Raw genomic sequence first — 13,264 nt, 5'->3', positions numbered from 1 at the left:
AGTCTAAATCATTGCAGAAGGGCTATTTCTACAAGTTTCAAAGTTATATAATTTTGTAACATTGAGAAACTTTAAAAAAGGTTATTTTTGTAATCGGCGAAGGTCATTTTCATGTCCGAATTTTACATCATAAAAAACAATAAAGTCTTTATTTTCAAGACAAACAATCAGGAAAAAACTTTAAAATGGAAAAGAAACCTTTAATTTTAGTTACCAACGACGATGGAATTTCTGCTCCAGGAATCCGTACCTTGATCAGCGTAATGAAAGAAATTGGCGAAGTGGTTGTGGTTGCTCCTGATAGCCCGCAATCCGCTACAGGCCATGCCATCACCATCAACAATACTTTGTATCTCAATAAAATAACTGTCGGAAATGATGTCGATATTGAATATTCGTGTTCCGGAACTCCGGTAGACTGCGTAAAATTTGCTGTGAATGAAGTCTTGAAAAGAAAGCCAGACCTTTGCGTTTCGGGCATAAACCACGGCTCTAATTCTTCTATCAACGTAATTTATTCTGGAACCATGAGCGCCGCTGTTGAAGCTGGAATTGAAGGAATTCCTGCTATTGGTTTTTCGCTACTCGATTATGACTGGAATGCTGATTTCGAGCCTACCAAAAAGTTCATCAAGAAGATTGCCTTAGAAGTTTTAGAAAACGGTCTTCCAGAAGGTGTCATCCTAAATGTAAATTTCCCGAAATTGCAGGAAAAAGAAATAAAAGGAATAAAAGTCTGCAGGCAAGCAAAAGCGATGTGGGCAGAAAAATTTGACAAAAGAACTTCTCCGATGGGGCGTGATTACTACTGGCTGACAGGAAAATTCATCAATCAAGACAATGGCGAAGATACCGACGAATGGGCCTTAAAACACGGCTATATTTCTTTAGTACCTGTACAATTTGACCTGACAGCCCACCATGCCATACAGACATTAAACACATGGAAATTAAACGACAAAAATTGATTCAGTTCAGTTTTAAATTGTTCAAGATATGAAATACTACATTATTGCAGGAGAAGCATCAGGCGACCTTCACGGTTCTAATTTGATGAAAGCCATTTTTAAAAAAGACCCACAAGCTGAAATTCGTTTTTGGGGAGGCGATCTCATGCAGCAAGCGGGCGGAACCTTAGTAAAACACTATCGTGATTTAGCCTTTATGGGATTTGCAGAAGTTGTTATGAACTTAAAGACAATTCTGAACAACATAAAACGTTGCAAAGCCGATATTTCTGAATTTAAGCCTGACGCTATCATTTTTATTGATTATCCCGGATTCAATATGCGAATTGCCAAATGGGCAAAAGAAATCGGAATCCCGACTCACTATTATATCTCTCCTCAAATCTGGGCCTGGAAAGAAAATCGTATCAAAGCAATAAAGCGAGATGTTGATTTCATGTATGTCATTCTTCCTTTTGAAAAAGATTTTTACGAGAAGAAACATAATTTCCCTGTAGCATTTGTAGGCCATCCGCTGATTGATGCCATCCACAACAGAAAACATGTGGATGAAGAATCATTCAGAAAAGAGTTTAGCTTAGATGAAAAACCGATAATTGCACTTTTGCCGGGCAGCCGAAAACAAGAAATTGCTAAAATGCTATCGGAAATGCTTGCTGTAGCTAAAGATTTTCCAGCGTATCAGTTTGTAATTGCAGGTGCTCCAAGCCAAGAATATTCTTTTTACGAGCAATTTTTAAAGAACAAGAACGTACATTTTATTTCGAACAGAACTTACGATCTGCTAAGTATTTCTTCTGCGGCTCTTGTGACTTCTGGAACTGCCACTTTAGAAACAGCTTTATTTAAAGTTCCTGAAGTAGTTTGTTATAAAGGAAATTGGATTTCTTACCAGATAGCCAAACGAATCATCACATTAAAATACATATCGCTGGTCAATTTGATAATGGACAAAGAAGTTGTTACCGAATTAATTCAGAACGACTGCAATCCAAAAAGGATTAAAAAGGAATTGCATAAAATCTTAGAAACCAGCCAAAGAGAGAAGCTTCTCCAAGACTATGAAATTTTAGAAAAAAAGCTGGGAGGCATTGGAGCCAGCGAGAAAACAGCTCAATTGATTGTTGATAAGCTTAAAAAATAACACTTACTTAACACACGAAAATAATAAGCTAAAAATCAACTAATTGAGGATTAATTTAAAGTCATAAATTCTTTCAATAAAATAGTTACTAACAATTTCTTGATAAGATTTTTGTCCATTTAAGAGAATTTACATTATATTTGGAATCTGTTATATAATAATCATGTCATCTGTTCGTTTATATTTAAAACTATAGCATTTGAAAAACAAGTAATTCTACGGAATTTTATTAATAAATCTAAAGCAAATACGCCCCTAAGTCTTTGTTTTTGCTGAAAAATAAAAAATAAAATATGTCTGCAAAAAAAATCTTATTTCTGTTCTTACCGCTACTCTTATTAGTATCGACGTTAGGCCACTCGCAAATTATTACCACTAAAAAGGAAGCTCTTAAAAAAGGAGTTTACGAAAAGCCTGCAGAAAAGAAAAACACTATCGTTGCCGAAAAACCAGCACCGGTAGTTGCCGAAAAGGCAAAAGTTTCAAAAAACACAAAACCTCTTAAAAATAAAAAATCTGTAATTGTTGAACAAGAAGATCCGGATCTTGTTGTTTCGACACCTACTGAAAGCTATATTTCCTTACAACTAATCAACAATGCCATGAATTTCCTAGGCGTGAGATATCGCGGAGGCGGTACTACAACTGCTGGAATGGATTGTTCAGGAATGGTTACTGCCGTTTTTAATCTTTTTGACATAAAACTACCTAGAAGCTCACATGACATGGCTTTGGTTGGTGAAAAAGTTGATACCAACGACATCAAAAAGGGTGATCTAATTTTCTTCCGAACTAATGGAAGAAGAGTAATCAATCATGTTGGAGTTGTAATTGAAAAAATAGGCGATGAGATAAAGTTCATCCATTCTTCTACCAGCAAAGGCGTTGTTGTTTCTTCAACAAATGAGCCGTACTACAAAAGAACATTTGCTCAGGTTAACAGAATTATTCAACAATAATTACATTTTTTGTTAATTTTTCGTATTTTCGTTTTTATGAAAATACTGAAATTCCCGTTAGCTAGAATTGCCATTTGGTTTATTCTAGGAGTACTCGCCGCATTTTATATTGAACCAAGCCCAAAATTTTCTTTACTATTTTGTGGCACTTCCTTGATTATTTTTGGAATAGCCTATTATTTCTCCAAGAAAGATTTCTTGCAAAAAATCTATTTTGGAATAGCGGCTTATGTGGTATTTTTCAGCATAGGCATCTCAACACAAGCTATTCACAACGAACGATTTTCCAAAAATCACTATAGCCACAAAATTGACGAGTACAACCATTATGTAGAAGTTGTCCTTCATGAGAAATTAAGAAGCAATGCTTCTAATGAACGTTATATTGCTAAGGTTTGTTCTATAGATACTTCTAATGCCAAAGGAAAAATCTTGTTGAGCATAAGTAAAGAAGGGCTAAAACAAGATTTTACTATTGGTTCCAGACTTTATATATACGGCACTATATCGGAACCCCGAGCGCCAAGCAATCCAAACCAATTTGATTATAGGAAATATCTAGCCAACAAATCAATTTATGGACAGCTATATGCGAATATTTCAGAAATCAAGGTAAGCCAAAAAATTGATGAAAACATTTGGTATTATGCCTCTGAATTTCGAAACACTATCATCAAAAACCTTAAAGGTTCAGGATTTAAAAATGAAGAACTCAATGTTGTCATAGCCTTGATCTTAGGACAGCAACAGGACATTTCTCCTGAATTGCTGAAAGATTACCAGCTTGCAGGTGCTGTGCACATTTTATCCGTTTCCGGACTCCATGTAGGCTGCATCATGATTTTCATCGGATTTCTTTTGGGCGGATTGCCAAAAACCAGATGGGGTAATTTTATAAAAATTGCAATACTTCTATCCTTTTTGTGGGCTTTCGCGATAATCGCTGGGTTTTCTCCTTCTGTTACACGTTCCGTAGTAATGTTCAGTTTTGTCGCTGTCGGAAAATATGCTCGGAGAAAAACAAACATCTTCCATACATTAATTGTGTCGATGTTGTTTATTCTGCTCTTTGAGCCTTCCTTTATTTTCGACATTGGCTTCCAGCTTAGCTATTGCGCCTTATTTTTTATCGTATGGATGCAACCTTTGTTCGCTTCTGTGTGGCTACCTAAAACTTGGATTTTGAAATATTTCTGGGACATCCTGACGGTTTCATTCGCAGCGCAGATCGGAACTTTTCCATTAAGCACATACTATTTCCATCAATTCCCGGGATTGTTCTTCATAACGAATTTATTGGTACTTCCGTTGCTCGGCTTTATTCTGGCCTTGGGCGTTTTTGTACTTGTATGGGCTTTTTTTGATATTGTTCCGAGTTTTATTGCTAAGAGTTTAGAATGGAGCATCTCACTATTAAACAAAATCATCAATTGGGTAGCCTCTTTTGAATCTTTTATATTCCAAGATATTTCTTTTAGCTGGCAAATGTTAGTGGCTTGTTATGTGCTTATATTGGCCTTTGTGCTTTGGGTAAAACAACCTAATTTTCAGAGATTATCTTTTGCTCTAAGCAGTTTAATTTTATTACAGCTGGCTTATTTTGGAAATAAGTACTTCAACCAAAGTCAAGAAGAATTAATTGTATTTAATTCAAAAAAGAATACAATTCTTGCAGAAAGAAATGGAGAGAATATTGTTGTTTATACGAACAACAATTTATCCGAAGCGAATCTAAATTTTATTATCAGACCTTATCTAGTTGGGAATTTCAGTCATATCAGCAAAACAGAAAGAATACAAAATCTAGCCTATTTTAATAAAAACAGGATTTTAATTGTCGACAGTCTTGGATTTTTTCCAAAAGGCTTAGATCCTGATATCGTAATCATGACACAATCGCCCAAAATAAACCTTGAAAGAATCCTTCAGGAATCTAGGCCAAAAATGATTGTGGCAGATGCTTCAAACTACAGAACGGATACACAGAGATGGAAAGCAACTTGTGAAAAAGAAAAAATCCCTTTTCACTCAACTGTTGAAAAGGGATTCTATAGCTTATCTAAATAGATTTAGACTTTGATTAGTGGCATTAACTGCTCAGGAGTATGATAGCCTACAATTGGGCTTTTTACCTCTCCTTTGCTGTCAAAAATATACATTGACGGATATCCTTGCACTTTCAGGAACATTGTAAAATCATGTACCGCATTACGGCCTTTGCGTGCCGCATCGTATTTTGGATTTGTATATTTTTTCCCTTTGTAGGTCACTTCAGAATCGCCTTCAGCATTAAATTTCACAGCATAATAATTAGCATTGATGTATTCTGCTACTTCTTTAGACTGAAAAGTATTCTTGTCTAACATCTTACATGGTCCACACCAATCCGTGTACACGTCCATAAAAATTGGTTTCGGCTTTTTCTTTTGCGCAGCAAGGGCTTGATCTAATGTAAGCCATTTTACTTCCTGAGCTTGAACTGCAGCTATTGAGCCTACAGCTAAAAATAGTACTAAAAGTAGTTTTTTCATTTTTTTATAGTTTTGAATATTGGTTTCAAAAATAATGCCGTTTAGGCTACATTATTCTCTTTCATTACTCGATTTAACCATTTTAACATCAACAGCAATACTATTGCAGCAGCTAAAACTAAACCGAAGTTAAGGAAAAAGAAGTTTTCTTTTTGAGGTATTTTTTCCCAAAGTGATGATAGCATTCCTGAAAGTTTATTTCCAACAGAAATCGCCAAAAAGAAACCACCCATCATCAACGCTGTTATCCTTGGAGGAGAAAGTTTTGAAACAAGTGACAATCCCATTGGAGAAAGGCATAATTCTCCAATGGTAATTACACCATACGAAGCAATCAGCCACCAAGAACTTGCTTTTAAAGTCATATCGTTTGTTGCAAAAACAGCACCTACCATTACTAAAGCCGAAAGAGCTGTAATTACCAAACCGATAAAGATTTTTGTTGGCGTGCTAGGTTCTTTTTTTCTTCTTCTCATAAAGCCAAATACGCCTACCACCAATGGCGTCAAGACTACTACCCAGAATGGGTTAATAGATTGGTACAATTCTGTTGAATACAATTTTAAGTTTGTTCCTTTGGCCGGAACTTGATCTCCAGGCAAGGTTGCAAAATATTTTCTTGATTTTTCTAACTGTCCAATTTCGCTTGAATAATCTGCTTTTGCTTTTAATTCTTCTTTAGAAACAGCTGGCATTGCTTCTTCTTTAGCTCTCATTTCGGCAATTGTTTTATCAAATGTAGCTTGGTCAGCCGAAACGATATCATTGTTTACAACAACTTGTGCCATTCCTAATTCATCTGCTACATTAGAAACTGCAGTCGGCATGCTTCTGTCTGTATGATCTTCTGCCCAAACGGTCAAGGCGTCTCCATTTTGGTGGAAAATTGCAAAGAACAAAATCACACAAGTAAACACAGCCAAAAGTGCTTTGATCGCTCGACTTTCTTTCGCCTCAGCTTTAAATGCCAAGTAAATGAAGAACCCGATAACTGGCAAACATCCAATGATAAAAGCATCGTTAGTATCAGAACCTAAGAAATTTCCAGGAATCAAATACCCGATTATTCCGAAAATAAACATTGGAAGAACTGTCAAACCCAAAATTTTTCCGGTTGACATGTCCCCTTTTTCGACTGGCTTAATAACATCTACATGTTTTATGTGTTTTGTTCCGATCAAGAATACAACTACACCAATCAACATTCCTACTCCAGCAGCAGCAAACGCGTGCCCCCATCCGTAGTTGATTCTCATGTATGCGGCAACGAAATTACAGATAAAAGCTCCTACGTTGATTCCCATATAAAAGATGTTGTAACCTGCATCTTTTTTATCTTTCATTTCATCGCTGCTGTATAAATTTCCAACCAGCGTCGAGATATTTGGCTTAAAGAAACCGTTTCCTAAGATAATACAGAATAATGCTATATAGAAAGTCATCTCGCTATGAATAGAAAGCAAGAAATAACCTGCTGCCATCATCAAACCTCCCATGACGATCGATCTTCTATAGCCTAAAACTCTATCAGCAAGCAATCCTCCTATAAAAGGAGTCAGATACACAAGACCTAGATACGTCCCGTAGATATCGGATTTTTTAGCAGGGTCAAAGCCCATACCACCATTATTCCATCCATCAAGCATGTAAAGGGAGAATATCCCTAACATCAAATAATATCCAAATCTTTCCCACATTTCTGTTCCGAATAGATACCAAAGGCCTTTCGGGTGTGATTGCTTTACTGTTGTTTCCATTTATTATAGTTTAGTTTAGTTATTATCGTACTCCGTGCATTAATTTCTTCAATACGGGATTTAATGCTGTAACAATCAATCCGGCTACAATAGGGACTATCGTAAAAATCAGGAAGAAGGTACTCATATCGTATTCTTTAGTAATGCCTTCAATCATTCCACCAAGCGAACCTGCCAATTTATTTCCGATTGCAATCGCAAGATACCACATCCCGAACATAAATGCAATCATTCTTCCAGGCACCAATTTGCTGACATATGACAAACCAACCGGCGATAGGCATAGTTCTCCTAGCGTATGGAATAGATATGCGAATATAAGCCAAATCATGCTAACTCTTACTGCTCCAGCTTCAGCGCCAGAAGGAATAACTTTTGCTCCGTACGCCAATATGGCAAATCCTAAGCCCATAATAATCAGTCCTAGGCCGTATTTAACTGCTGCGCTTGGGTTGTATTTGCTGTCCCACCATTTAGAAAACATGGAAGCAAAAGCAATAATAAAGAATGAATTTAGGATACTGAACCAAGAAGTCGTGACTTCCACTTGATTTTCTTTAAGCTGGGTTATTTCGGCCTTTATAATCTGAGAATCTTTGGTTGCTTTTTTATAATCGTTTCTGATCTTCGCTTCTAAATCTTTTGTCAGGTAAACAAAATTCCCGATTTCATTATGAAGTGCTACTTTGTCATTTACTTGCAGCAACTCCTTGCTCGAAATCGTAACAGTCTTGTCAACAACTTCGTCTGTCGGCTTTAATACCGTAGTTTCTGTTACTGGATTAAAATCAAAAACCAAGTCTCCGTTTTCATCGACATTTTGCTTTTTGGTCTTTTCATCAATTTGAGCGGTCTTAATCGCTTGGTATTTTAGTTCGTAGGCCTTTGAATTGTAATCGTTATTTAACATCCAGATGACAATTCCCCAAACGCCTAGAAAACTTATGGCTAGAATAATATTTGAAGTTGATATTCTTTTATACGTCTGCTTGAATAATAGGAACAATACCCAAGAAATCAAGATCAATGGAATTATGGTCAGAAGCGTATTTACGATATTAAAAATAATCGCTTGATTCCCCATCAAAGTCCGGTCTGTAAAATCTCTTGCAAAAAGTACTAATGAGGTTGCTCCTTGCTCAAACGACAGCCAAAAGAAAACGGTGAAGAAAGCAAAGATAATAACCGCAATCATTCTGTCACGGACTATTCTTGTATAACGCGCAATTCTAGAAATTACCAAGAACAAGAATAAGACCAATCCGATTATTGTTATGACTAAAGAGCCTGGCAAAATATCTTTTGAAATTAAAAATTCCTGAGGCAGAAGGTGAATGTTTGCAATTTTAGAAGCAGGATCATCAATCAGATACAACAATCCGATTATGGAAGTGATTACTATCAAGACCTTATCCAGCATCGTAAAAGGATTTCTTTTGTCTTCTGGATTCACTTCAGTCTTTGGCTTGGTTATATCAATCTGTCCGTCAGGCGAAATCGCTTCAACAGCTTTAGATTTTTTAGGAACATCTCCAATAGTTCCGAACAAAGGTTTTGCCAACCAGAATTGCAAAGAACCCAAAAGCATAAAAATCCCAGCTAATCCAAAGCCCCAGCTCCAGCCAACTTTTTCGGCAAGATAACCGCACAGCATCATTCCGAAGAAAGCTCCTGCGTTCACTCCCATGTAAAAGATAGTATAAGCACCGTCTTTTTTCTCAGGCAGGTCTTTGTACATTTCAGAAATAATAGAAGTCATATTCGGCTTAAAGAAACCCGTACCGATAACCAGCAAAACTAGTCCAAAATAAAGTGAAAATTCGGTTTCAAGCGCCATAGAAGCATGACCTAAAGTCATGATTATTGCCCCGATAACAACTGCCCAGCGATAGCCTGTGAATTTATCGGCAATGATACCACCCGCAATTGGAGTCAGGTATAAAAGTCCGGCATAGGTTCCGAATAAAGCTCCGGCATTTTCTGAAGACCATTCCCAGCCCGGATTGGTTCCGATGGCGGCCATGGTCAAAAAATTAATCAACAAGACTCTCATTCCGTAGAAAGAGAATCGTTCCCACATTTCAGTAAAAAACAAAACGAATAATCCTGATGGATGGCCTAAAACTTTTGATTTGAAAAAATCGTTATTGGATGAGATTTCTGACATTCTAAATTTATTTATTCTATTTTGTTATTTGACTTCTTGCATCAATTTTTTAATCAATGGAGTTGCTACGATTAGGAACACTCCTGCAATTAGAGAATATATTGCTAAAGTATAATATCCATCTGTGTATGATTGTAATTTTGACACCAAATCATCGCCTGTATTTGATTTCGACATTGCCGCACCTAACTTTCCTGCAGCCAGCTGGCCGAAAGCACTTGCCAAGAACCACAATCCCATCATCATTCCGAAAAGTCTTTTTGGCGATAGTTTAGTAATGATTGACATTCCAATCGGACCAAGACAAAGCTCTCCGATTGTAGTGATTAAATACGCAAAAGTGAACAAATTCAAAGAGGTTATTCCTTCAGAATTCGCGAAAAATCTTGTGTAATAGAAAAGGTAGAATGATGCTGAAAGGAACAAGAAACCAATTCCAAATTTGATAATCGTATTTGGCTCAATTTTCTTTTTCGCTAGCCAAAGCCATAAAAGACCAATAATTGGGCTTAAAATAATTACGAATAAAGTGTTGGAACTGTTGTTTACGATATTAGGGTCAATGTTGAAAAACAATAAACTGTGGCTCAAGTTATCTTTTGCAAAAAGAGACAGTGATCCTCCGCTTTGCTCATAAATTGCATTAAATAAGAAGTAAAAGAAAATAAACAGGAATGCTGCAAATAATTTCTTCTGTAGGCTGGCATTTTTCAGGTTAAACAGTTCATATGTAAAATACAATACCGCAATTGCGCCAATCGTATACATGAAATAATCTGTATAGTCTGTATTTTTTACCATTATAAAAATAAAGGGGATGCTAAGCAACGAGCATACATATACCGCAATCTCTCTGAATTTTCTTTTGCTTACGGATAAATTCAAGAGTGGAGAATCTCCAATAGGACCTAAGTGTTTTTTAGTAACAAGGAAAGTGATCAGCCCTAAAGCCATTACGATTGCCGCTGATAGGAAGCACAATGTCCACGAATGGTATTTTCCTAAATAAATACACAATGCTCCACCAAAAAGTCCACCGATATTGATTCCCGCATAAAACATTCCGTAACCTGCATCTCTTCTTGGATCTTTTTCATGGTACAATTCTCCAACCATCGAGGAAATATTCGGCTTAAAGAAACCAGTACCGATTATAGAAAAGGCGATCCCATAATAAAACATAGTTTGAGGAGAAAATGCTATCAGCAAATTCCCTAAGATCATTACGATTCCGCCAAAGAAAAGCGATTTTCTAAATCCTAATATTTTGTCAGCAAAAATACCACCGATAAAAGTAAAGGCATAAACAAATGCTTGAATCGCTCCGTATTGCAAGTTGGCAGCATCATCTTTTAATAAAAGCTGGTCGACCATAAAAAAAGTCAAGACGCCTCGCATTCCATAAAAACAGAAACGTTCCCACATTTCTACTAAAAACAGATACCATAGCTGTCTTGGATATTTTCCTTCAAAGTTTTGGATATCTTCAATTGTTGGTACTTGGACTGCGGGGGTATTCGGGTCGGTCATTTCCATTTATAGGTTCTCTTTAATAAAGTTTGTCATTTTTGTATATAGCTGCAATCTGGTTTTTCCACCATAAATTCCGTGGTTTTTGTCAGGGTAGATTGCCCAATCAAATTGTTTGTTAGCCTGCACCAATGCTTCGATCATCAGCATTGTGTTTTGCACATGTACGTTGTCATCGGCACTTCCATGTACCAAAAGATATTTCCCTTTTAGCTTGCTGACATGATTGATCGGTGAGTTTTGGTCATATCCGGAAGCATTTTCTTGTGGCGTCTGCATGTATCTTTCTGTATAAACTGAATCATAGAATCTCCAGTTTGTTACCGGCGCAACGGCGATAGCCATTTTGAAAACGTCGTTTCCTTTTAAGATGCAGTTAGAAGACATAAAACCGCCATAACTCCATCCCCAGATTCCAATTCTGCTGTTGTCAACATAATTGTATTTTCCGAGTACTTTTGCAGCATCAATTTGGTCTTCAACTTCAAATTTTCCTAACTCTTTATAAGTTACTTTTTTAAAATCAGCACCTTTGAAACCTGTACCTCTTCCGTCAACGCAAGCTACGATATAACCTTGCTGCGAAAGCATCATATACCACAAGTCGTTCGTATCGATCCAATTATTTGCTACTTCTTGCGAACCTGGACCTGAATATTGGAACATCAAAACTGGGTATTTTTTAGAGGCATCAAAATTCTTCGGCTTGATCATCCAAGCATTCAGCTTGTGTCCTTTTTCTGTAGCAAGTTCAAAAAATTCTTTTGAAGGTAAATCGTAAGCTTTCAACTTTGATTGCAAGGCCTCGTTCTTTTTGATAGATTGTACTTCCTTGCCTGTTTTTGCATCATTCAAAGAATATTGCGCCGGAGTCGTGGCATTAGAGAATGTATTGATATAGAACTGAAAGTTCGGGCTGAAGATTGCCGAATTAGTTCCGGTTGCAGAAGAAAGCCTTTTCTTGTCTTTTCCGCTTACTTTTATAGAATATACATCTCTGTTGATGGAACCGTTTTCGACTGATTGGTAGAAAATAGTTGCTGTTTTTTCATCCAAACCATAATAAGCAGTGACTTCCCAGTTTCCTTTTGTGATTTGATTTTTCAGCTTTCCAGTTTTGTCGTAGTGGTAAATATGGTTGAAACCGTCTTTCTCGCTTGTCCAGATAAAACTATTATCTTTTAGAAACGTAAGATTGTCCGTGATATCGACATACGCTTTGTCTTTTTCATTCAAGATAACCTTCGCAACGCCTGATGTTCCATCCACAAAAAGCAGGTCTAAATTATTCTGGTGCCTGTTGATGACTTGAGCACTCAAGACATTGGCTTCATTCGTCCATTTTATTCTTGGAATGTAAAAATCAGTATAACTTCCCAAGTTGATTTGTTTTGCAGCATTGGCCTTAACATCATAAATATGCAACGAAACCAGCGCGTTCTTTTCTCCTGCTTTCGGATATTTGAAAACCTGCTGCACTGGATAAAGACCCTGATTAAAAAGATCCATTGAAAATTCAGGCACTTCAGTTTCATCAAATCGGATAAAAGCGATTTTGTCACTTGAGGCATTCCAGTCAAAAGCTTTTACGAAAGAGAATTCTTCTTCATAAACCCAGTCCGTAATACCATTGATGACTGCGTTTTTCTTCCCATCAGTCGTAATCTGTTTTGAAGTCTTAGATTGAAGATTATAGACAAACAAGTTATTGTCTTTTGCGTACGCAATCTGAGTTCCGTCTGGAGAAAAAGTAGGCTCCTGAATCTTAAAATCAAACAATTTTGTCAATTGCTTGGTCTGGATATCATATAAATAATAGTCGGCCACAAAAGAATGGCGGAAAATCTGGTCTGATTCGCAAGCAATCAAAATCATATTTTCTTTTGAATTGAAAGTATAACTGTCAATCATCGGAAGATCTTTATGATTTTTCGTATCGATTAATGTCGAAACTTTTTTCAAAGTTGCATAGTCGTACAAGTCAATCTGCATGCTTCTTGACGGTCGATCAAAATTTAAAACAGTATATTGATTGGTGTTTTTTAAGGATTGTAATTCTTCCATTCCTTCGGCCCTAAATGCTCCTCCCCAGATCTCCTCAAGAGTTAATTTCTGCTGGCCAAAAACCGACATGCACAAGAATAATAGCAATGCGGTAATCTTTCGTGAATTCATCATATTTTGTTAAGGTAAAAAAACTGTCAATTT

The 13,264-nt window shown here is 36.6% G+C and carries 9 protein-coding genes; 4 read left to right on the top strand and 5 right to left on the bottom strand.

Annotated elements, in window-relative coordinates; translation table 11 throughout:
• Nucleotides 1-185: 185 nt before the first annotated feature.
• From surE to OLM56_RS05710, 4 genes are all read left to right on the top strand, one after another.
• Nucleotides 186-968: a 5'/3'-nucleotidase SurE gene (gene surE / locus OLM56_RS05725; protein WP_264528635.1), complete on the top strand. Its 783-nt coding sequence runs from the start codon at nt 186-188 to the stop codon at nt 966-968.
• A 28-nt stretch (nt 969-996) separates the two neighbouring features.
• Nucleotides 997-2,112, top strand: a complete 1,116-nt coding sequence (gene lpxB, locus OLM56_RS05720) for a lipid-A-disaccharide synthase (RefSeq protein ID WP_121376074.1) — start codon at nt 997-999, stop codon at nt 2,110-2,112.
• A 293-nt stretch (nt 2,113-2,405) separates the two neighbouring features.
• Nucleotides 2,406-3,071 (top strand): C40 family peptidase, encoded by a 666-nt coding sequence (locus tag OLM56_RS05715; protein ID WP_264528634.1) that lies wholly within the window; start codon nt 2,406-2,408, stop codon nt 3,069-3,071.
• Between the two features lie 36 nt (nt 3,072-3,107).
• The gene (locus OLM56_RS05710) at nt 3,108-5,138 is read left to right on the top strand and encodes a ComEC/Rec2 family competence protein (RefSeq protein WP_264528633.1); all 2,031 of its coding nucleotides are present in this window, start codon (nt 3,108-3,110) and stop codon (nt 5,136-5,138) included.
• A gap of 2 nt (nt 5,139-5,140) precedes the next feature.
• Here OLM56_RS05710 and OLM56_RS05705 read toward each other — a convergent pair whose 3' ends face one another.
• Genes OLM56_RS05705 through OLM56_RS05685 form a run of 5 tightly spaced genes read right to left on the bottom strand, consistent with a single transcriptional unit; the run spans nt 5,141 to nt 13,231 of the window.
• On the bottom strand, nt 5,141-5,602 hold the full coding sequence (locus tag OLM56_RS05705) for a thioredoxin family protein (protein ID WP_121376071.1): 462 nt from the start codon (nt 5,600-5,602) through the stop codon (nt 5,141-5,143).
• Nucleotides 5,603-5,643: 41 nt separating this feature from the next.
• Nucleotides 5,644-7,359, bottom strand: a complete 1,716-nt coding sequence (locus OLM56_RS05700; RefSeq protein ID WP_121376070.1) for a peptide MFS transporter — start codon at nt 7,357-7,359, stop codon at nt 5,644-5,646.
• Between the two features lie 22 nt (nt 7,360-7,381).
• Nucleotides 7,382-9,526 (bottom strand): peptide MFS transporter, encoded by a 2,145-nt coding sequence (locus OLM56_RS05695; protein WP_264528632.1) that lies wholly within the window; start codon nt 9,524-9,526, stop codon nt 7,382-7,384.
• Between the two features lie 24 nt (nt 9,527-9,550).
• On the bottom strand, nt 9,551-11,062 hold the full coding sequence (locus OLM56_RS05690; protein WP_245982503.1) for a peptide MFS transporter: 1,512 nt from the start codon (nt 11,060-11,062) through the stop codon (nt 9,551-9,553).
• Nucleotides 11,063-13,231, bottom strand: a complete 2,169-nt coding sequence (locus OLM56_RS05685; RefSeq protein WP_264528994.1) for a S9 family peptidase — start codon at nt 13,229-13,231, stop codon at nt 11,063-11,065.
• Nucleotides 13,232-13,264: the final 33 nt, after the last annotated feature.

Origin of the sequence: Flavobacterium sp. N2550, from assembly GCF_025947265.1 — a bacterium.
Classification (GTDB): domain Bacteria; phylum Bacteroidota; class Bacteroidia; order Flavobacteriales; family Flavobacteriaceae; genus Flavobacterium; species Flavobacterium endophyticum.
Note: the sequence above shows the minus strand (reverse complement) of the source record. Positions and strands in the feature narration are given on the sequence as shown.

Excerpts from the sequence above, each read along its gene's own strand:
- surE (WP_264528635.1), top strand. The coding sequence starts at position 186 with ATGGAAAAGAAACCTTTAATTTTAGTTACCAACGACGATGGAATTTCT.
- lpxB (WP_121376074.1), top strand. The coding sequence starts at position 997 with ATGAAATACTACATTATTGCAGGAGAAGCATCAGGCGACCTTCACGGT.
- OLM56_RS05715 (WP_264528634.1), top strand. The coding sequence starts at position 2,406 with ATGTCTGCAAAAAAAATCTTATTTCTGTTCTTACCGCTACTCTTATTA.
- OLM56_RS05710 (WP_264528633.1), top strand. The coding sequence starts at position 3,108 with ATGAAAATACTGAAATTCCCGTTAGCTAGAATTGCCATTTGGTTTATT.
- OLM56_RS05705 (WP_121376071.1), bottom strand. The coding sequence starts at position 5,602 with ATGAAAAAACTACTTTTAGTACTATTTTTAGCTGTAGGCTCAATAGCT.
- OLM56_RS05700 (WP_121376070.1), bottom strand. The coding sequence starts at position 7,359 with ATGGAAACAACAGTAAAGCAATCACACCCGAAAGGCCTTTGGTATCTA.
- OLM56_RS05695 (WP_264528632.1), bottom strand. The coding sequence starts at position 9,526 with ATGTCAGAAATCTCATCCAATAACGATTTTTTCAAATCAAAAGTTTTA.
- OLM56_RS05690 (WP_245982503.1), bottom strand. The coding sequence starts at position 11,062 with ATGGAAATGACCGACCCGAATACCCCCGCAGTCCAAGTACCAACAATT.
- OLM56_RS05685 (WP_264528994.1), bottom strand. The coding sequence starts at position 13,231 with ATGAATTCACGAAAGATTACCGCATTGCTATTATTCTTGTGCATGTCG.